We start from the raw sequence: 17,129 nt of genomic DNA on the forward strand, positions 1-17,129 counted from the left end.
TTCTCCGGTGTCTTGCGCGCGCCTGTATTCTGAGCCTCCGAGCGGCGCGGTGCAATGCGATATTATGCGCGTTGGAGAAGGTCGAAGGCCTTGCGCATCACGGTCGGCAGGTCGGAGGGGCGGAAGGCCTCTTTCTCGATGAACTCGCCTGTGCGCGGGGTGCGGTCGAGGGGCACGAGGGCCGTCTTCACCGTCAGGCGTAGATGGAAATGTGTGAACGTATGGCGTGCTTCGGCGGGCAGGGTCTTCCACTCGGCGCGGATCGGGGCGGTATGGGCGGGTGTGTCGCCCTCGATCCAGTCAGAACCGGGCCAACCGAGCATGCCACCGAGAAGCCCCTTGTCTGGGCGGCGTTCGAGAAGGAACGCACCGTCGATGCGCCGCGCGATGTAGACTGTGCCGTGGCGGATCGGCTTGGGCTTGCGCGGGGTCTTTTTCGGCAGGTCCGCCGCCGTGCCATTGAGCCGTCCACGACAGCCATCGCGCCACGGGCAGAGGCCACAGGCAGGGTTGCGCGGGGTGCAGATCGTGGCACCAAGGTCCATCACAGCCTGTGCGTGATCGCCGGGCCGGGTTTCGGGGGTCAGGGCGGCGGCGCGTTCGGTCAGTTCGGCCTTGGCAGTGGGAAGTGGCGTGTGGATATCGAAGAGGCGGGCCATCACGCGCTCGACATTGCCATCCACCACCACGGCGGGGCGGTCAAAGGCGATGGCGGCAATGGCTCCGGCGGTATAGGGGCCGATTCCGGGGAGTTGTTGCAGGGCTTCGACGGTATCGGGAAACACGCCGTCGTGCTCTTGCGCGATCACACGGGCGCATTTGAGCAGATTGCGGGCGCGCGCGTAATAGCCAAGCCCCGCCCATTCGCCCATCACTGTCCCGTCCTCGGCCCCGGCAAGCGCCTCAACTGTGGGCCAAAGCGTTGTAAAGCGGGCAAAATAGTCCTTTACGGCGGCCACGGTGGTCTGTTGCAGCATGATCTCGGAGAGCCAGATACGATAGGGATCGGGGCGCATGCCTGCACAGTGATCCGCCGGGGTGATGCGCCATGGCAGCACGCGAGCATGGCGGTCATACCATTCGAGCAGGGCCTCGGATCGTGGCTCTTCACGCAAGATTTATTCTCCTGACGGTTGGTTTCGCTGGTGCCGCGCGGTGTGGACACTAAAATAGCGCGCACGAAGAACATGCAAGGGATCTCATGCGCCGCGCGACCACCAAAGGCTTTGCCCGCACATCGACGCTATTGCGGGAACGTATCCGCAAGGCGGGCGAGAGCCGGGGATTCGCCGTGACGCGGGTCTTGACGCATTGGCAAGAGATCGTGGGCGAAGACATCGCGGCGATCTGCAGGCCGGTGGATGTCAAGTATGGCCGGCAGGGCCTTGGCGCGACGCTTACCGTTCTGACAACGGGTGCGCAGGCCCCAATGCTTGAGATGCAGAAGGATCGCATTCGGGCCAAGGTCAATGGGATCTACGGCTATAACGCGATCGAACGCCTTCGGATCACGCAGACCGCGGCGACGGGCTTTGCCGAGGGGCAGGCCACCTTCACGCCCAAACCGAAACAGACCGAGACCGCATTGCCCGATGATATCCGTGCCGCAGCGCATGATGTCGCTGCGCCGGTTTCGGATGACGGCCTCCGGGAGGCGCTTGAACGTCTGGCCGGAAACGTATTGAACAAGACAAAACGCTAGGAAAGGTTTCCTGATGAACCGTATCGTCCCCATTCTCCTTGTTGCGCTCGCCGTTGTGGCCGGGGCGGCCTATTGGGTCACCCAAGGCAACACAGAAGACGTCGCCACCACCAACTCCACAACGTTGATCGCGTCGAACGAGACCAGCACTGATGCCGCCCCGGCAGAGGACCGCGGGATTGTCGAGATGGTTCTTGGTCAGGCGGATGCACCCATCGAGTTGATAGAATACGCCTCGTTCACCTGTCCGCATTGCGCGACGTTCCATGAACAAATCCTGAAGCCTCTCAAGGCCGACTATGTCGATACCGGCAAGGTCAAGGTTGTCTTCCGCGATGTGTATTTTGATCAGCTTGGCCTTTGGGCGTCGATGATCGCGCGCTGCGGCGGGGAAGAAAAATTCTTTGGCATCACTGAGCTTCTCATGAAAGGGCAGCGGGATTGGGCGCGGTCTGGTGATCCTGTCGCGATTGTGGACGAGCTCAAGAAGATCGGCCGCATTGCCGGGGTCGATCAAGAGAAGCTTGATGCCTGTATGCGTGACGAAGACAAGGCGCGCGCGCTTGTGGAATGGTCCGAGGCCAATGTGTCGGGTCATGATATCGAAGGCACCCCGACGATGATCATCAACGGCGAGAAGCACTCGAACATGAGCTATGCCGATCTGAAGAAAATCCTCGACGCGAAGCTCGAGGGTTAAGAGCCTTTCGCCAGGACGCGATCCAAGAGCGTGTCTACGGCGGTCCAGTCGGCAATCTCAAGCCGGACGGGCAAGGTCAGAACCTTGGAACGGAAGGACGCCGGCAGTCGCACGGCGTCCTTTTCCGTTGTGACAAGCTGGGCACCGTGGAGAAGCGCGTCGCGTTCGAGCCGCGCCATCAGGGCGGCGGTCAGGGGTTGGTGATCCTCGAGCGCTTCACCATGCACGAGATGCGCGCCGAGGCTACGAAGTGTGGCAAAGAACTTCTCCGGGTGGCCGATGCCCGCGAAGGCGAGATAGGGCGTTTCGCTCCAGTCCATGCCCATTTGCAGCGGTGCCAGCGCGCCGGTGACATGCGGCAGGCTGGAGAGAGAGGCGCCCCAGACGTCGGCGAAACGGGATTGCGCCTCGGAGGGGCCGATAGAAAGGACGAGATCGGCGCGTGAAAGACCTGTGGCGACCGGTTCGCGCAGGGGGCCGGCGGGGATACAGAGGCCGTTGCCAAAGCCCTTTTGTGCGTCGACCACGATCACGGAGGCGTCCTTGGCCAGACTCGGGTTCTGAAACCCGTCATCCATCAGGATCACATCTGCCCCGGCCGTTTCGGCCGCGCGTGCGCCCGCGGCGCGGTCCTTGGCGACCCACGTGGGCGCAAAGGCGGCCAGGAGGAGCGGTTCGTCACCTGTCTCGTCGGCGCGGTGGTTGCGCTCGTCGACCTGCACCGGGCCTTCGAACGTACCGCCATAGCCGCGCGAGACGACATGCGGGGTCAGGCCGCGCGCCTGAAGCCTTTGCAGGAGAGCGATGGTTGTCGGTGTCTTGCCCGTGCCGCCTGCGTTTAGGTTGCCGACACAGATCACCGGAACACCTGTGCGATGGGCGGTGTCCTCCCCGGCGGCGAGGCGTTTGGCGGTTTGATGCGCGTAGAGGCGCCCAAGCGGCGCGAGACAGCGGGCGCGCCAGTCGAGCGCTTCGGGATCGGTATGCCAGAACGCGGGCGCCCTCATGCGTTGACCTCTGAAAGATCAAGCGCCTCTTGCAAGAGCGTGATGATCTGATCCGACACTTCCGCGCCCTCCGATACGATTTCCCAACCTGCATGGGCCATGCGCGCGGTGATGTCCGGAGCGAGGACTTGGCCGAGCGCGCTCACGAGGCTGTCGACATCGCGCACGATACGGGCCGCCCCGGCATCGGCCAAGCGCGAATAGGCCTCGAGATGATTGCGGATGCTGGGGCCATAAAGAACAGCCGAGCCAAGCGCCGCAGGTTCAAGCGGGTTTTGGCCGCCCTGTTTCGGAACGAGGGACGAGCCGAGAAAAGTGACCGGGGCGACGCGATACCAGAGGCCAAGCTCTCGCGGGTCGCCGGACAGGATCACGCGGGTCTTGTCCTCGGGAACGTCGCCGTCGTCCCAATGCGCCACGCGCCAACCGCTTTCGCGACATGCCGTGTAGAACTGATCGGCTTCGGCCGGGTTGGCGGGCACGACGATCAGAAGCAAGCGATGCGACAGGCGTAGCATAGCGCGATGTGCGGCAAGCACAGGAGACAGTTCGGACAGATGAAGCCGCGCCGCGAGCCATGTCGGACGCCCCCCAAGTGCCTGCGAGATATCCTCGAGATCCGTCTCATTGCACGGCAACGCCGGGCATTCCTCAAGCAGTGGCCCACTTTCGAGGAGGCGATCTGTGTCCGGGGCCAGCTTGCGCAGACGCTGCATCGCCTCTCCGTCAGGCACGAGAATGGCCTTGAACAGCGCCAATGTCGGGCGGATCGGGTCAGGGCCGAGGCGCCAGAGGCGGTTTTCGAGCAGCAACTCGCCGGTATCGACAAAGTAGAGGGGCAGGCTGCGGCGCACGGCGGCGTCGATCAGGGCGGGCCGCAGGTATGGGCCGAGCCAAAGACCGGCATCCGGGTGCCAATGGTCAAGAAAACGGCGCACGTCGTCGGGATTTTCGGAGGGGCAGGCCTGCCAGATCACGCTTTCGGGGAGGCCGTTTGGGCGGCGTGTGCCGGGCGATGTCGTAAGCAGGAGCGAAAGGCCGGGGCGTTGTGCCGCGAGGCGCTGGCCAAGGCGTGCGACCGTGCGGGCGTTCTCGGCGCTTGGGCAATGAAGCCAGAGCAGTTCACCTTCGGGACGCGCCGAAGATGGCGGGGCGGACGTCGCCGGAAGGCGGCGGGCAAAGGTCAGGTATGCGGAGAGGCCAAGGGAGCGCGCCATGTGATATCAGCCCTTCAGGACCAGCGGCGCGGCGGCCGTTGGCAAGGCGATAAAGGCGAAGAAGGCAGGCGCATTCGTGGTCCTCGGTGTCATGCGACGCGACCCTAGGCCTTTGCCGAATGGGCTGCAAGATCAGCGCTTGCGTCAATTTTCGACAGGGTGGCGCGCTTGACCTGCTGGCAGGGATGCGGCAGGTGCCAAGCGGACCTTCTTTTGCCGGATTTGCCATGAAGCCCTTTCTCATTCTGCAATTGCGCCCCGAGACCGAAGCCTCGGACGACGAGTTCGCCGCCATCCTGCGCAAGGGGGGGCTCGAGGCCGGGGAGGTTGTGCGTATCCGCCTTGATCAGGCTCCGTTGCCGGATGGGCTCGACCTTGAAGACTATAGCGCGGTCATCGTCGGGGGCGGTCCGGGATGTGTCAGCGATCCGGTGGAAAAGAAATCTCCGGTCGAGAAACAGATCGAGGACGCGGTGATGAGCCTCATGCCCGAGATCACGGCGCGGGATTTTCCCTTTATGGGCTGTTGCTACGGAATCGGCATCCTTGGCCATCACCTCGCTAAGGCTGTGTCGAAGGAGAACTTCTCCGAGGCGGTCGGCACGTCGGATTGCCGACTGACGGAGACCGGGCGGAGCGATCCGCTTCTTCAGGGGATGCCCGAGCGGTTCGAGGCGTTCGTCGGTCACAAGGAGGCCATGCAGAGGCTGCCCGAGGGGTGTGTGCATCTCGTGGAGTCGCCGACCTGCCCCTATCAGATGATCCGCTATGGTGAGAACGTTTATGCGACACAGTTCCACCCAGAGGCTGATAGCGACGGGTTTGAGGTGCGTATCGGGATTTACAAGCACCGGGGCTATTTCCCGCCAGAGGATGCAGAGCGCCTTGTCGCCATGTGCCGAGCGGCGGATGTGCATGCGCCGGAGCGTATCCTGCGCAAGTTCGTCGAGCGGTATCGCCGGGGCTAGGCGCGTGACCAAGGCCTTCCGAAAGGCCTTGATCCCCTGTATCAGAAGCGCGGCACAGCGCCTTTGGGGGCGAGCGCGCCGGTCAGGTTCTCGTGCAGGGCGCGCGGCGCGGCAACCATACCCATCTGGCGCGGATCGGCGTTGTTGAAGCGCAGTCGCGCGCCGTAGCGATCGGAGGTGGCCGCACCTGCCTCGCGCAGGATGAGGTCACCAGCGGCGATATCCCATTCCCACGTTGGCCGTAGTGTCAGCATCGCATCGTAGCGCCCTTCGGCAACGAGCGCGGTGCGGTAGGCGAGAGAGGGGCGATGGCTGCGCTTGATGTCCGGCACGCGGCGCCAGTGTTCTGGCGCAAGGGCGGGACGTGCGGCGAGGATCGACGCGCCGAGAAGGCTATCACGGGAGGATGGTGCGATCGGTTCGCCATTGAGGAACGCACCTGTGCCCTTGGCCGCGCTATAGAGCTTGTCCATCATCGGAAGGTAGATCACGGCGGCCTGCACCTCGCCATGTGCAACGGTGGCAAGGGCATGCGCCCAAGTGCGCGCGCCTTCCATGAAGCTTCGGGTGCCGTCGAGTGGATCAACGATGAAGACCTGCTCGCGCCCGAGACGGTCGGCGTTGTCTTCGGTTTCTTCGCTCAGCCAGCCATAGGAGGGCCGCGCCGCCTGCAGCTCGCGTTCGAGCATGGCGTTGACGGCGAGGTCGGCCTCAGTCACCGGGCCAGCGCCGCCCGGCTTGTCCCAGACACGCGCCTCGGGGCCGGTGTAGCGCAGGGCGATCTTGCCGGCCTCTCGCGCGGCTTCGGTCAGGAGGGTGAGATCATCACTTGCCGGCAAGGGTCATCCCTTCGACAAGCAGCGAGGGCACGACGCGCGACAGGTAGGTCCGGGCGTCATTGGCGGGCACGAGGGCGCGCAGCATGTCATGCAGATTGCCCGCGATGGTGCATTCGTTGACCGGGTAGGCGATCTCGCCATTTTCGACCCAGAAGCCCGACGCCCCACGCGAATAGTCGCCCGTGTTGGGGTTGATCGTTGAGCCAATCAGCGAGGTCACGAGGAGGCCTGTTCCCATGTCGCGCATCAGGTCGTCGCGGGTTCGGTCCGACTGCGTCATCGCGACGTTCCATGTCGAGGGCGAGGGGGGCGAGGAAATCCCCCGCGCGGCGTTGGCTGTCGTCTCGAGGCCGAGTTTGCGCGCGGTGGCGAGATCTAGGGTCCACCCCGTCAGAACACCATTGTCCACGATCTTGCGCGTGCGGGTCGCGAGGCCCTCGGCGTCGAACAGCCGCGAGCCGGGGACGCGCGGACGGTGCGGATCCTCAAAGAGGTCGATCCCGGCAGGCAGAACCTGTTCGCCAAGTCGGTCGCGCAGGAAGGACTGGCCGCGTGCTACGGAGGCGCCGTTGGCGGCGCCAAGAAGATGGCCGATCAGCGTCGAGGAGATGCGCTCATCGAAGAGGACCGGGTAGGCGCCTGTGGGGGGCTGCACCGCACCAAGGCGGGCCACGGTGCGTTCTCCGGCCACGCGGCCAATGTCCTCGGGGCTACGCAGGTCGGCCTGAAAGATGCGGCCCTCGCCGTCATAGTCCCGCTCCATCCCGTCGCCGGTTCCGGCGATGGCGAGGCAGGAGAGGTTGCGGCTTGTGCGGCCGTAGCCACCGGAAAAGCCGTTGGTCGCGGCGAGGAAGACCTCGCTCGCGCTATAGCCGGCGCTCGCGGATTGGACCTGTGTCACGCCGGAGATGGCGAAGGCTGCGGCCTCGGCGGCTTCGGCATCGGCTTGAAGGGTGGCGGGATCGGGCTCGGGTGTCGGATCGGCAAGCTCGAGCGCCGTGGCGTCGGTCTCGTGGGTGATCTCGGACGGGTCGGCGAGGCCGATATAGGGATCTTCCGGTGCTTCCTTCGCCATCGCGACAGCACGTTCGGCGAGCATGGTGAGCGTTGCGGGGGAGGTGTCAGAGGCCGACACATTTGCCTGCCGCTGGCCGATCAACACGCGCAATCCGATATCGACCCCTTCGGAACGTTCGGCCTGTTCCAGGGTGCCGTTGCGCACGTCGATAGAGACGGAGGTGCCGCGCGATGCGATGGCATCGGCGTTTTCGGCCCCGGCGGCGCGGGCCGCAGAGAGCAGCGCTTCGGTCAGCGATTGTAGGTCTTTGCTCATGGGCCCCCCGGAAAGCGTTTCTCTTGAGGTAGACCGGGATAGGTCAAGGCGCAAGTGCGTGGGCGGATCGCAGGGAACAAGAGCGCGGTGACTGGACCTGCGGGGCGGGGCGGTCTACCAAAAGGAGAACCAGCGCGAGAGGGGAAAGACCAAGATGACGATGCAGGGAAAAACAGTGCTCATCACGGGTGCAAGTCGGGGTATCGGCGAGTCGGCGGCGCATATTTTTGCCGAGGCCGGCGCGAATGTCGTGCTCGTGGCGCGCGGCGCGAAAGAAATCGAACGCATCGCGGCAGAGATCGGCGAGAAGGCCATCGCCGTGTCCTGCGACGTGGCCGACTATGCCTCGGTGCAGGCCGCGGTCGATAAAGCCGTCGAGACGTTTGGCGGGCTCGACGTTCTCATCAACAACGCAGGCGTGATCGAGCCGATTTCGCATCTAGACGCCTCGGACCCGGACGGTTGGGGGCAGGTGATCGATATCAACCTCAAGGGCGTTTATCACGGGATGCGCGCGGCGATGCCGGTCATGGAGGCCAATGGCGGCGGGTCGATCCTGACGATTTCCTCGGGCGCGGCGCATGGCCCGGTCGAAGCGTGGAGCCATTACTGCGCCTCCAAGGCGGCGGTGAACATGCTCACGCGCTGTATCGACAAGGAAGCGCGCGACAAGGGCATCCGCGCCATCGGCCTTTCGCCGGGCACCGTGGCGACAGAGATGCAGCGCGAGATCAAGGCAAGCGGTATCAACCCGGTGAGCCAGCTTGACTGGTCCGACCATATCCCGCCGGATTGGCCCGCGAAATGCCTCCTGTGGATGTGCGGACCGGGCGGTGATGACTGGCTCGGGGACGAGATTTCGCTACGCGATGAAAGCATCAGAAAGGCGGTGGGGCTGATATGATCGAGCTTCAGAAAGAAGAAAACGGGCTTTGGATCGCGACGATCAATCGCCCGGATAAGGCCAATTCGCTCACCAGTGCGATGCTCGAGGAGCTGGCCGATATCGCCGAGGCTGCGGTTGAGGCGAAGGTGTTGATCCTGACCGGCAAGGGCAAGGTGTTCTCAGCCGGGGCGGATCTTGATGAGGCGCGTGCGGGGCTTGCGACCTCGCCTGTCTGGGAGCGGCTTTCTGGCAATATCGCGAAGCTTCCCGGCCTCACCATCGCAGCGCTGAACGGGACGCTGGCGGGTGGCGCGATGGGCATGGCGCTTGCCTGTGACCTGCGGCTTGCGGTGCCAGGGGCCAAGTTCTTTTACCCGGTGATGAAGCTCGGGTACTTGCCGCAACCCTCGGATCCGGCGCGCATGGCCGCGCTCGTCGGGCCGAGCCGTGCCAAGCTCATCCTCATGGGCGGGCAGAAGATCATGGTGGATGAGGCGCTTTCCTTCGGTCTCGTGGACCGGATTGTCGCGCCGGATGCCCTCCTCGACGCGGCCCGCGAGATCGCGACGGATACGCTCGCCGCGAATCCGGAGATCGCGCGTGGAATCAAGGGGATGTGTGCCTAACGTGGGGAGGGGCCAGCCCCTCTTGGCCGCAAGCGGCCAATTCACCCCGGGATATTTCCGGCAAGAGGAAGCGCAGGCTTAGCGCTTGCGGCGGGGACCGGGGGTTTCCGAATGAAACCCCGGCGGGCGTTTGGCGATCCAGCGGATGAATTTCGCAAGGCGCGGATGGGCGCGCAGGGCCTCAACCGTGGCATAGTCGCGGGCGAGCTCGGCCTCGCTTAGCGTCGCGTGGATCTCGTTGTGGCAAATCTGGTGCAAGAGCACGGTTGGCCCATGTTTGCCGCCCTTGAGGCGGGGGATCAGATGATGGTGGCTCTGGCGGGCGTCCGGCGGGATCGGGCGGTCGCAGAGCGGGCAAACAGGGTCTGACACAGGGTTTTCCTTGAGTCGATTGAGGCGTCGTGCAAGAGGATGGCGCGCGTATCAGTAGTCTCAAGGGGTTCGCAGAGTGGATCAATCACAACTTTTGGAAACCATCCGTAGCTATGCGCTTCAGGGGGTGGATCTTGCCAAGGGGTGGCTCCTGAGCCCCGCCGCATGGACGCAGTTCGCGCTCCTCCTCGTGGCCTATGTGGCGGCGCTCTACCTGACCAAGCGGTTCCGGCCCCTGATCGAGAAATACCTGTCCCCACCCGAGGGGCAGGAGAGCGCCTTCGCCAAGGCACGGCGGTTCCTTCTGATGTTCGCGCCGCTTCTGCTACCGCTTGTGGCTTATGGGCTGACCGGGATCGGCGAGAGCGTCACGCGGTCGCTTTTTGGATCGGGTGAGGTCATCGCCTTTGGCAAGCGAGTTTTCATGCTTCTTGCTGCGCGGATCCTCGTGCGCGAGATCATCGAGGATCCGCTTCTGCGGGTGCTGGGGCGGTATTTCCTCCTTCCGGTCGCCGCGCTGTATGCGGTGGGGCTTTTGGATGATGTGATGGCGTGGCTTGATGCGACGGTTCTGCCACTTGGCAACCTGTCCTTCTCGCTTTTATTCCTGATCCGCTTTGTCATCGTGGGCGGCGCGATTTTCTGGCTTGGGCGGTGGTCGAATGATCAATCCTCGGCCTTCATCAAGTCGCAGCAAGAGATGCGCCCGGCCATGCGCGAGCTTGCCGCAAAGGCGACGGAGATCGCGATCTTCGGTGTCGCCTTCCTGCTTGTGATGAACATCATGGGGATCTCGCTCACCTCGCTTGCGGTTCTTACGGGGGCGATCGGTGTTGGCCTCGGCTTTGGCCTGCAGAAGATCGCGTCGAACTTTATCTCCGGCATTATCCTCTTGCTCGAAGGGCAGGCGACGGTCGGCGATTATGTCGAGCTTGATGGCGGCGAGGCGGGCACCATCGTCAAGATGACTGCGCGGGCCGCGATTCTTGAGACCTATGACGGCAAATGGATCGTCGTACCGAACGAAGATTTCATCACCACGCGGGTGGTCAACTATTCCGATAGCGGCTCTGCCAACCGCTATGAGGCGCCGTTCTCTGTCAGTTATGACACTGATATCAACCGGGTGCCGGGGATCATCGAAGAGGCGGTTGGCAAGCTCGATTTCGTGCTTTCGGGGGGCGAGGGCGGCGCGCTTGACCCGGATTGCGAATTGCGCGGCTTTGGAGATAGCGGGGTGGATTTTGCAGTCGAGTTCTGGGTCAACGGGATCGACGACGGCAAGAACAAGTTCACGCCCCGGGTTCTCTTCGCGATCTGGAACGCGCTCAAGGCCCATGACATCGAGATTCCCTATCCGCACCGCGTCGTCGAGCTGCGCGACCAGCGCGCGCCGGAGGCATGAGTTTCGCGCTCGTCATAGGGGGTGGTCCGGCGGGGCTCATGGCGGCGGAGGCGCTGTCTGAGGCGGGCGTTCCGGTGGTCGTTGCCGAGGCGAAACCCTCAGTGGCGCGCAAGTTATTGATGGCGGGGAAATCCGGCCTGAACCTGACAAAAGATGAGCCGTTTCAGAAGTTTATCGAGGCCTACGGCACGGCGGCACCGGAGCTTCATCCGATGCTCGAGGCGTTTGGGCCGGCTGAAGCGACGGCTTGGGCCGAGGGGCTTGGGCAGGAGATGTTCACAGGGTCGAGCGGGCGAGTATTCCCCAAGAGCATGAAGGCCTCACCACTCTTGCGGGCGTGGCTTGCGCGGCTTGGGGCGCGGGGCGTGGCGCTTCGCACGCGGTGGCGATGGGTTGGGGTTGAGGACGGTTTCGTGTTCGATACGCCAGAGGGGCGGCAGGTCTTGCGACCGGGGGTCACGGTCTTGGCCTGTGGTGGGGCGAGTTGGGCGCGGCTTGGGTCAGACGGGGCATGGGCCGGGTTTCTCGAGGTAGACACCGCCCCATTCCAGCCCGCCAATATGGGCTTTGTCGTCGATTGGTCGCCGCATATGGAAAAGCACTTTGGCGCGCCGGTGAAATCGGTGCGCCTCAGTGCCGGGGAGACCTCGGTGCGTGGAGAATTTATTGTGTCTTCACAAGGGATTGAGGGCGGCGGAATCTATGCGGTGTCGCGTGAGGTGCGCGACGGCGCAGCCTTGTCGGTCGATCTCTTGCCCGATCTGAGCGAGGCCGAAATCCGCAGCCGTCTTGCCCGGCCACGCGGCAAGGCGAGCCTTGGCAATCACCTGCGCAAGACACTGAAGCTCGACCCGGTGAAGCAAGCGCTCCTGATGGAGTTCGCGCGGCCCTTGCCGGAGGATTTGGCGCCTGTTCTCAAAGAGTTACACATTCCCCATGATGGCCCGCGCCCGATGGACGAAGCGATTTCGACGGCGGGCGGCATCCGGTTTGACGCGCTCGATTCCGCGCTCATGCTACGTCACATGCCAGGGGTGTTTGCCGCCGGAGAGATGCTCGATTGGGAGGCGCCAACGGGTGGATACCTCCTGACGGCGTGCCTTGCGACGGGGCTTTGGGCCGGGCGGGAGGCCGCCCGGTTTGCCGCGAAAACCAACGTCGGTATTACGTCGGTATCGCGTCTGTAACGCGGTGGTGCGCTATTTGCCGGTGAGCTTTTGAAATGCCGGGCGGGCGCGGCAGGCTTTGACATATTCGGCAAAGCGCGCGTTGTCCGATGGGAAGCCGGCGGAGCGCGCCCAAGTCCCACAATGGGCGAGTAGGATGTCGGCGATCGTGAAAGTCTCGCCCATGAGATACGGCCCCTCGAGGCTTTCCATCAGGCGATTGATCGTGCGCTCATATTCCCATTTGAGCGAGTCCTTGATCGCAGGCAGGCGTTTCTCCTCGGGCAGGACAAAGGTATGGCGCGCGGCGGTCCAGAGCACGGCGTCGATCTCGTCGAGGATGCAGTGGGTGAGCGCATCCTGACGCGCACGGTCAAGCGTTCCGGCGGGAAAGGTCAGCGCGCCGTGCTTGTCGGCGAGATAGGTCATGATCGCGGTCGAGTCGGTGATGACATCATTGCCATCCTTGAAGACGGGGATTTTGCCCGACGGGTTGAGCGCCTTTACGGCCTCGGAGCGGGGCTGCTCCTTTTGCACCTTATAGGGCTCGCCCAATTCCTCGAGCATCCACATAACGCGAAAGGCGCGGCTGGTGGGGCTTCCGATGATTTCATACATGTCCTGTCCTCCCTGAAAATCCTCGAGAAGGAAAGTGCCGCCCCAAGAGCGCGACGACAAGTCAGGACGTAGGGTCGCGGGGGCGTTTCTTCTTGGGGGGGATGCGTCGGCAGGTTAGCGGCGCGCCAGCATCGAGAGGCGCAGAAGGGTGCGTTCGACAAGCGCCATAGCGGGTGCGCGTTGCCCGGCAGACCGCAGTTGCAGATCGGTATCCGTCAGGATGGTGAGTGCCTGTTCGAGCTTTGCCGCGCCCCAGCCCTGCGCCTGGCGTAGCATGCGGTCGCGGCGCGGGCCGAAGATTGGCGGACGCATGCGGGCGATGCCTGCGGATGCGCCGCCGGGATCGGAGGCCGCGGTGTAGAGCGCGCGGAAATGGCGAGTCGCCCCGATACAGAGCGTCACCGGGTTCACGCCTTGCGCCTGAAGCTTGCGCAAGACCGGGCCAAGATCGGGCGCGCGGCCTTCGGCGGTGATGTTGAGAACATCATCAAGAACCGCCTCGGTTGAGACGGGGGCCGAGGCCTCGACATCCTCGCTCGACACTGGGGTGGTATCGCCAAGCTTGTAGAGCGCGAGTTTCTCGAGCGTCTGGCGGAAATCGCCGGGTTCGAGTTCGCGCGCGAGGTTGGAGAGGTCTGTCATCGCGTCGGGGGTGATCTCGCGCAGGCCAGAGCGGGCGAGGTCGGCTTCGATTTCTTCGCGGGTGGGGGGATCGTTGTAGAGGCCCACGGCATAGGCGTTTGGATGACCCTCGAAGGCCTTGCGGATTTTCGAGGTGGCCTTGAGTTGGCCTGCGGTCACGATGATCTGGGCATCGCCCGGCGCCCAGTCTTCGAGCGCGGCGAGGATCGACGGCGCGGCAGTGTCGTTGGCGTCCTCGACAAAGGCGACACGGGGGCCGGGGAAGAAGCTCACTTCCTTGATTGCATCGCCAAGGCGTGCCGGGTCTTTGCGCAGATCACCCGCCGGGATGCGCGACAGGCGCATTTCCTCTTCGCCCGCGGGGCCGATCAGCGCGGCGACAAGTTCCTGCCGCTTGAGCGCGATGCGCATTGTATCGGGGCCGTAGATCAGGATTCCGGTACGGTCGGCATCGGGTTTGGAGAAATACCGGCCTGCGTCGCGCGCCGAAAGTTTCATTGCGCGTTTTGGGCCGCGTAGGCGAGAAGGTTGGCGACGATCTGATCCGTGAGGATCACCATCAGGCGTTCTGTGGCGTCTTCGCGGGAGGCAACGGTGGCCACGGTTGAACCGGTCGCGGAATACCCGACATAGTTCTTCGTCTTGCCGGAGGTCAGCACTTCGCCGGTTGCGAGATCCCGTAGTGCAAAGGTCGCCTCGCCGATCATGTTATAGCGCGAGGTGGCGCCAGTGATCGTGCGTCCGGCGCTGTCCTCGAAGGTGCTGAGCGAGATCGAGAGGCCATAGCCACCGTTCAGGTTCCGTCCGAGGCGGTCCTCAAGCTCGCGTGTCAGCAGGTAGCTTCGGTTGTCGGTCGGCGCATCCACCGTGATCTGGTTGAGGAACCGCGAGGCGCTTCCTCCGCTGCCATAGACAGGTTCGAAGCCGCAGCCCGCGAGCGTGAGCCCGCTGGCGGCGGTCAGGGACAGAAGAACAGTGCGACGGTTAAATGACGACATTCACGATCCGGCCGGGGACGACGATGAGTTTCTTGGGCTGGGCCCCATCCAGCGCACGAGTGACAGCTTCGTGTGCGAGCGCAAGTTTTTCAACCTCTTCCTTCGCCATATCCTTGGGAACGCTGATTTCACCGCGGCGTTTGCCGTTGATCTGGATCGGGAGGGTGACGTTCTCCTCGACCAGCATCGATTCGTCAGCTTCGGGCCAAGCCGCGTCGACGATCATGCCGTCTCCGCCGAGCATGCCCCAGATTTCCTCGGAGAGGTGCGGGGTCATGGGCGACATGAGCTGTGCCAGCGCGAGGGCGGCTTTGCGTTTCGCGGACGCGCCGGCCTTGGATTTGGCGAGCGTGTTGGTGAAGGCGTAGAGCTTGGCGATGGAGGCGTTGAAGCCGAAGCTTTCGATGCCGAGGGTCACATCGCGGATCGCTTTGTGCATTTCGCGCAGCAGGTCTTCATCCGCGCCGTTGTCCGCAGCGTCAGAGGCTGCGATCTCGGAGGCGATGCGGTGGACGCGGGCCAAATGCTTGGCCGCGGCTTCGGCGCCGGAGGCTGTCCATTCCACGTCACGCTCGGGCGGCGAATCGGAGAGCACGAACCAACGCGCGGTGTCGGCGCCGTAAGAGGAGATGATGTTGAGCGGGTCCACCACGTTGTTTTTGGACTTCGACATCTTGGCGGAGGGGATGACCTCGACCGCCTCGCCGGTGTCCTTGACGAACACGCCGCCGTCACGCTCCTCGACTTCGGCCGGGTAGTGATAGATCGCGCGGCCGTTCTCGTCGGTGCGCTCGGCGTTCTTATAGATCGCGTGGGTCACCATGCCCTGGGTAAAGAGCGCGTCGAACGGCTCTTTGGACTTCTCCGGCAGGTGGCCGCAGATATGCATGGCGCGGGCGAAGAAGCGCGAGTAGAGCAGGTGCAGAATCGCGTGTTCGATGCCGCCAATATACTGGTCGACGTTCATCCAATACTCGGCCTCGGCCATATCCGTCGGCGTTGTGGCGCGCGGGGCGGTGAAGCGGGCGAAATACCACGAGCTATCGACGAAGGTATCCATGGTGTCGGTCTCGCGCTGTGCCGGGGCGCCGCAGCACGGGCAGGCACAGTCGCGCCATGTCGGGTGCCGGTCGAGCGGGTTGCCGGGCACAGAGAAGTCGATCGGTTTGCCGCCCTCGTCGTAGGGCAGCTCAATCGGCAGGTTTTCTTTCTTCTCGGGCACCACGCCACATTTCTCGCAATGCACGACAGGAATCGGGCAGCCCCAGTAGCGCTGACGCGACAGGCCCCAGTCGCGCAGGCGATATTTGGTGACGCCTTCGCCCCAGCCTTCGGCCTCGGCCTTGTCGATGGTGGCGGCGATGGCCTCTTCGCCGGTGGCCTCGTCGAGACCAGCAAAATGGTCGAGCCATTTCACCTTTTCGGTTTTCGGCGGCACGAAGGCCTCTTTCTCGACGGGTTTGGGATCGTCGAGCGCGAGGAAGGTGTCGATCACCGGCAGGTCATACTTGCGGCAGAAATCGAGGTCGCGCTGGTCGTGGGCGGGGCAGGCGAAGATCGCGCCGGTGCCGTAATCCATCAGGATGAAGTTCGCGATCCAGACCGGGAGTTCCCAGTCGGGGTTCAGCGGGTGACGCACGCGGATACCCGTGTCGTAGCCGAGCTTCTCGCCCGTCTCGATGGCTTCTTCGGTGGTGCCGCCCTTGCGACATTCCGCGACAAAGGCTGCGATCTCGGGGTTTTGGGCCTCGAGATCTTTGGCAATCGGGTGGTCGGGCGAGATGCCGACGAAGGATGCGCCCATGAGCGTGTCGGGGCGGGTCGTATAGACGGTGATCGGGTCGGCATCGTCGGTGCGTTCAAAGGAGAATTGCAGGCCGCGGGATTTGCCGATCCAGTTCTCCTGCATCAGACGGACCTTGGCGGGCCAGTTTTCGAGCCCGTCCAGCGCCGAGAGCAGTTCCTCGGACATGTCGGAGATCTTGAAGAACCATTGCGTCAACTCGCGCCGTTCGACCAGAGCACCAGAGCGCCAGCCGCGGCCGTTTTCGACCTGTTCGTTGGCGAGCACGGTCATGTCGACCGGATCCCAGTTCACCACGGCGTTCTTGCGGTAAACGAGGCCTTCATCGAGGAAATCGAGGAAGAGGGCCTGTTGCTGACCGTAATATTCGGGGTCACAGGTGGCGAACATGCGCGACCAGTCGAGCGAGAGGCCCAAGGGCTTCATCTGATCGACCATCGTGTCGATGTTGGAATAGGTCCAGTCCTTGGGGTGGCCCCCGGACGCCATGGCGGCGTTTTCGGCGGGCATGCCGAAGGCGTCAAACCCCATCGGGTGCAGCACGTTATGGCCGGTCGATATCTTATAGCGCGCGATCACGTCGCCCATCGTGTAGTTGCGCACGTGCCCCATGTGCAATTTTCCCGAGGGGTAGGGGAACATCTCGAGGACGTAGTATTTCGGCTTGGTCTCGTCCCGGACGGCCTTGAAGCTCTCGGCCCCGGCCCAGGCATCCTGCCACTTGGCTTCGATATCGGCGGCGATATAGCGCGACATGGGTGCACCTTTCGTCAGTAATCAGGCGTTTCAGCGTTGCAGAGCGTGATAGGCGCAGGCAGGGCCGGGGTCTAGGCCCAGTGGCGCGAA

17 protein-coding genes are annotated in these 17,129 nt (G+C 63.7%); 7 read left to right on the forward strand and 10 right to left on the reverse strand.

The features are described 5' to 3' along the window. Nucleotides 1–62: 62 nt before the first annotated feature. Nucleotides 63–1,115, reverse strand: a complete 1,053-nt coding sequence (gene mutY / locus R1W01_RS08255; RefSeq protein WP_297754373.1) for an A/G-specific adenine glycosylase — start codon at nucleotides 1,113–1,115, stop codon at nucleotides 63–65. Between the two features lie 86 nt (nucleotides 1,116–1,201). Here mutY and R1W01_RS08260 point away from each other — a divergent pair, with 86 nt between their 5' ends. Both R1W01_RS08260 and R1W01_RS08265 read left to right on the forward strand, forming a co-directional pair. Continuing rightward, nucleotides 1,202–1,702, forward strand: a complete 501-nt coding sequence (locus R1W01_RS08260; protein WP_243611784.1) for a DUF721 domain-containing protein — start codon at nucleotides 1,202–1,204, stop codon at nucleotides 1,700–1,702. Nucleotides 1,703–1,715: 13 nt separating this feature from the next. Next, the gene (locus R1W01_RS08265; protein WP_243611785.1) at nucleotides 1,716–2,402 is read left to right on the forward strand and encodes a DsbA family protein; all 687 of its coding nucleotides are present in this window, start codon (nucleotides 1,716–1,718) and stop codon (nucleotides 2,400–2,402) included. On the opposite strand, the gene lpxK is transcribed toward R1W01_RS08265, so the two are convergent. Then, a complete protein-coding gene (lpxK, locus tag R1W01_RS08270) occupies nucleotides 2,399–3,409 on the reverse strand; it encodes a tetraacyldisaccharide 4'-kinase (RefSeq protein ID WP_297754369.1) in 1,011 nt (336 codons plus the stop codon). The genes R1W01_RS08265 and lpxK overlap by 4 nt on opposite strands. Next, complete coding sequence (locus R1W01_RS08275; protein ID WP_297754365.1) at nucleotides 3,406–4,626, reverse strand: 3-deoxy-D-manno-octulosonic acid transferase; 1,221 nt, start codon at nucleotides 4,624–4,626, stop codon at nucleotides 3,406–3,408. The genes lpxK and R1W01_RS08275 overlap by 4 nt, the downstream gene beginning before the upstream one ends. A 227-nt stretch (nucleotides 4,627–4,853) precedes the next feature. Here R1W01_RS08275 and R1W01_RS08280 point away from each other — a divergent pair, with 227 nt between their 5' ends. Further along, nucleotides 4,854–5,594 carry a glutamine amidotransferase gene (locus tag R1W01_RS08280; protein WP_297754362.1) on the forward strand — a complete coding sequence of 247 codons (741 nt, stop codon included), beginning with the start codon at nucleotides 4,854–4,856 and terminating at the stop codon, nucleotides 5,592–5,594. A 41-nt stretch (nucleotides 5,595–5,635) separates the two neighbouring features. On the opposite strand, the gene R1W01_RS08285 is transcribed toward R1W01_RS08280, so the two are convergent. Together R1W01_RS08285 and R1W01_RS08290 are read right to left on the reverse strand one after the other, a co-directional pair. Next, nucleotides 5,636–6,433, reverse strand: a complete 798-nt coding sequence (locus tag R1W01_RS08285) for a 3'(2'),5'-bisphosphate nucleotidase CysQ (protein ID WP_297754360.1) — start codon at nucleotides 6,431–6,433, stop codon at nucleotides 5,636–5,638. Next, a complete protein-coding gene (locus tag R1W01_RS08290; protein ID WP_297754358.1) occupies nucleotides 6,420–7,766 on the reverse strand; it encodes a TldD/PmbA family protein in 1,347 nt (448 codons plus the stop codon). The genes R1W01_RS08285 and R1W01_RS08290 overlap by 14 nt, the downstream gene beginning before the upstream one ends. A 154-nt stretch (nucleotides 7,767–7,920) precedes the next feature. Between R1W01_RS08290 and R1W01_RS08295 the strand changes: the two genes are divergently transcribed. Together R1W01_RS08295 and R1W01_RS08300 are read left to right on the forward strand one after the other, a co-directional pair. Continuing rightward, nucleotides 7,921–8,670, forward strand: a complete 750-nt coding sequence (locus R1W01_RS08295) for an SDR family oxidoreductase (protein WP_243611791.1) — start codon at nucleotides 7,921–7,923, stop codon at nucleotides 8,668–8,670. Beyond that, a complete protein-coding gene (locus tag R1W01_RS08300) occupies nucleotides 8,667–9,278 on the forward strand; it encodes an enoyl-CoA hydratase/isomerase family protein (RefSeq protein WP_297754356.1) in 612 nt (203 codons plus the stop codon). The genes R1W01_RS08295 and R1W01_RS08300 overlap by 4 nt, the downstream gene beginning before the upstream one ends. Before the next feature lie 78 nt (nucleotides 9,279–9,356). Here R1W01_RS08300 and R1W01_RS08305 read toward each other — a convergent pair whose 3' ends face one another. After that, a complete protein-coding gene (locus R1W01_RS08305; RefSeq protein WP_297754354.1) occupies nucleotides 9,357–9,650 on the reverse strand; it encodes an HNH endonuclease in 294 nt (97 codons plus the stop codon). Between the two features lie 76 nt (nucleotides 9,651–9,726). Between R1W01_RS08305 and R1W01_RS08310 the strand changes: the two genes are divergently transcribed. Together R1W01_RS08310 and R1W01_RS08315 are read left to right on the forward strand one after the other, a co-directional pair. Continuing rightward, the gene (locus R1W01_RS08310; RefSeq protein WP_297754352.1) at nucleotides 9,727–11,055 is read left to right on the forward strand and encodes a mechanosensitive ion channel family protein; all 1,329 of its coding nucleotides are present in this window, start codon (nucleotides 9,727–9,729) and stop codon (nucleotides 11,053–11,055) included. After that, entirely contained in the window at nucleotides 11,052–12,242 is a 1,191-nt protein-coding gene (locus tag R1W01_RS08315) for a TIGR03862 family flavoprotein (protein WP_297754349.1), read from the forward strand. The genes R1W01_RS08310 and R1W01_RS08315 overlap by 4 nt, the downstream gene beginning before the upstream one ends. 12 nt (nucleotides 12,243–12,254) lie before the next feature. Here R1W01_RS08315 and R1W01_RS08320 read toward each other — a convergent pair whose 3' ends face one another. The 4 genes from R1W01_RS08320 to leuS form a co-directional block, all read right to left on the reverse strand. Next, on the reverse strand, nucleotides 12,255–12,839 hold the full coding sequence (locus R1W01_RS08320) for a glutathione S-transferase family protein (RefSeq protein ID WP_297754347.1): 585 nt from the start codon (nucleotides 12,837–12,839) through the stop codon (nucleotides 12,255–12,257). A gap of 114 nt (nucleotides 12,840–12,953) precedes the next feature. After that, a complete protein-coding gene (gene holA, locus R1W01_RS08325) occupies nucleotides 12,954–13,979 on the reverse strand; it encodes a DNA polymerase III subunit delta (RefSeq protein WP_243611797.1) in 1,026 nt (341 codons plus the stop codon). Continuing rightward, nucleotides 13,976–14,479, reverse strand: a complete 504-nt coding sequence (lptE, locus tag R1W01_RS08330; protein ID WP_297754343.1) for an LPS assembly lipoprotein LptE — start codon at nucleotides 14,477–14,479, stop codon at nucleotides 13,976–13,978. Before lptE ends, holA begins: the two co-directional genes overlap by 4 nt. Continuing rightward, nucleotides 14,466–17,039: a leucine--tRNA ligase gene (gene leuS / locus R1W01_RS08335; protein ID WP_297754340.1), complete on the reverse strand. Its 2,574-nt coding sequence runs from the start codon at nucleotides 17,037–17,039 to the stop codon at nucleotides 14,466–14,468. Before leuS ends, lptE begins: the two co-directional genes overlap by 14 nt. Nucleotides 17,040–17,129 lie beyond the last annotated feature (90 nt).

Source organism: Shimia sp. FJ5, from assembly GCF_032918335.1.
Lineage (GTDB): Bacteria > Pseudomonadota > Alphaproteobacteria > Rhodobacterales > Rhodobacteraceae > Shimia > Shimia aestuarii_A.

What these genes read in the sequence shown, in the direction of transcription:
- R1W01_RS08260 (WP_243611784.1), top strand. Translation starts at nt 1,202, where the DNA reads ATGCGCCGCGCGACCACCAAAGGCTTTGCCCGCACATCGACGCTATTG.
- R1W01_RS08320 (WP_297754347.1), bottom strand. Translation starts at nt 12,839, where the DNA reads ATGTATGAAATCATCGGAAGCCCCACCAGCCGCGCCTTTCGCGTTATG.
- R1W01_RS08290 (WP_297754358.1), bottom strand. Translation starts at nt 7,766, where the DNA reads ATGAGCAAAGACCTACAATCGCTGACCGAAGCGCTGCTCTCTGCGGCC.
- holA (WP_243611797.1), bottom strand. Translation starts at nt 13,979, where the DNA reads ATGAAACTTTCGGCGCGCGACGCAGGCCGGTATTTCTCCAAACCCGAT.
- R1W01_RS08265 (WP_243611785.1), top strand. Translation starts at nt 1,716, where the DNA reads ATGAACCGTATCGTCCCCATTCTCCTTGTTGCGCTCGCCGTTGTGGCC.
- leuS (WP_297754340.1), bottom strand. Translation starts at nt 17,039, where the DNA reads ATGTCGCGCTATATCGCCGCCGATATCGAAGCCAAGTGGCAGGATGCC.
- lptE (WP_297754343.1), bottom strand. Translation starts at nt 14,479, where the DNA reads ATGTCGTCATTTAACCGTCGCACTGTTCTTCTGTCCCTGACCGCCGCC.
- R1W01_RS08315 (WP_297754349.1), top strand. Translation starts at nt 11,052, where the DNA reads ATGAGTTTCGCGCTCGTCATAGGGGGTGGTCCGGCGGGGCTCATGGCG.
- R1W01_RS08275 (WP_297754365.1), bottom strand. Translation starts at nt 4,626, where the DNA reads ATGGCGCGCTCCCTTGGCCTCTCCGCATACCTGACCTTTGCCCGCCGC.
- R1W01_RS08300 (WP_297754356.1), top strand. Translation starts at nt 8,667, where the DNA reads ATGATCGAGCTTCAGAAAGAAGAAAACGGGCTTTGGATCGCGACGATC.
- R1W01_RS08280 (WP_297754362.1), top strand. Translation starts at nt 4,854, where the DNA reads ATGAAGCCCTTTCTCATTCTGCAATTGCGCCCCGAGACCGAAGCCTCG.
- R1W01_RS08295 (WP_243611791.1), top strand. Translation starts at nt 7,921, where the DNA reads ATGACGATGCAGGGAAAAACAGTGCTCATCACGGGTGCAAGTCGGGGT.
- lpxK (WP_297754369.1), bottom strand. Translation starts at nt 3,409, where the DNA reads ATGAGGGCGCCCGCGTTCTGGCATACCGATCCCGAAGCGCTCGACTGG.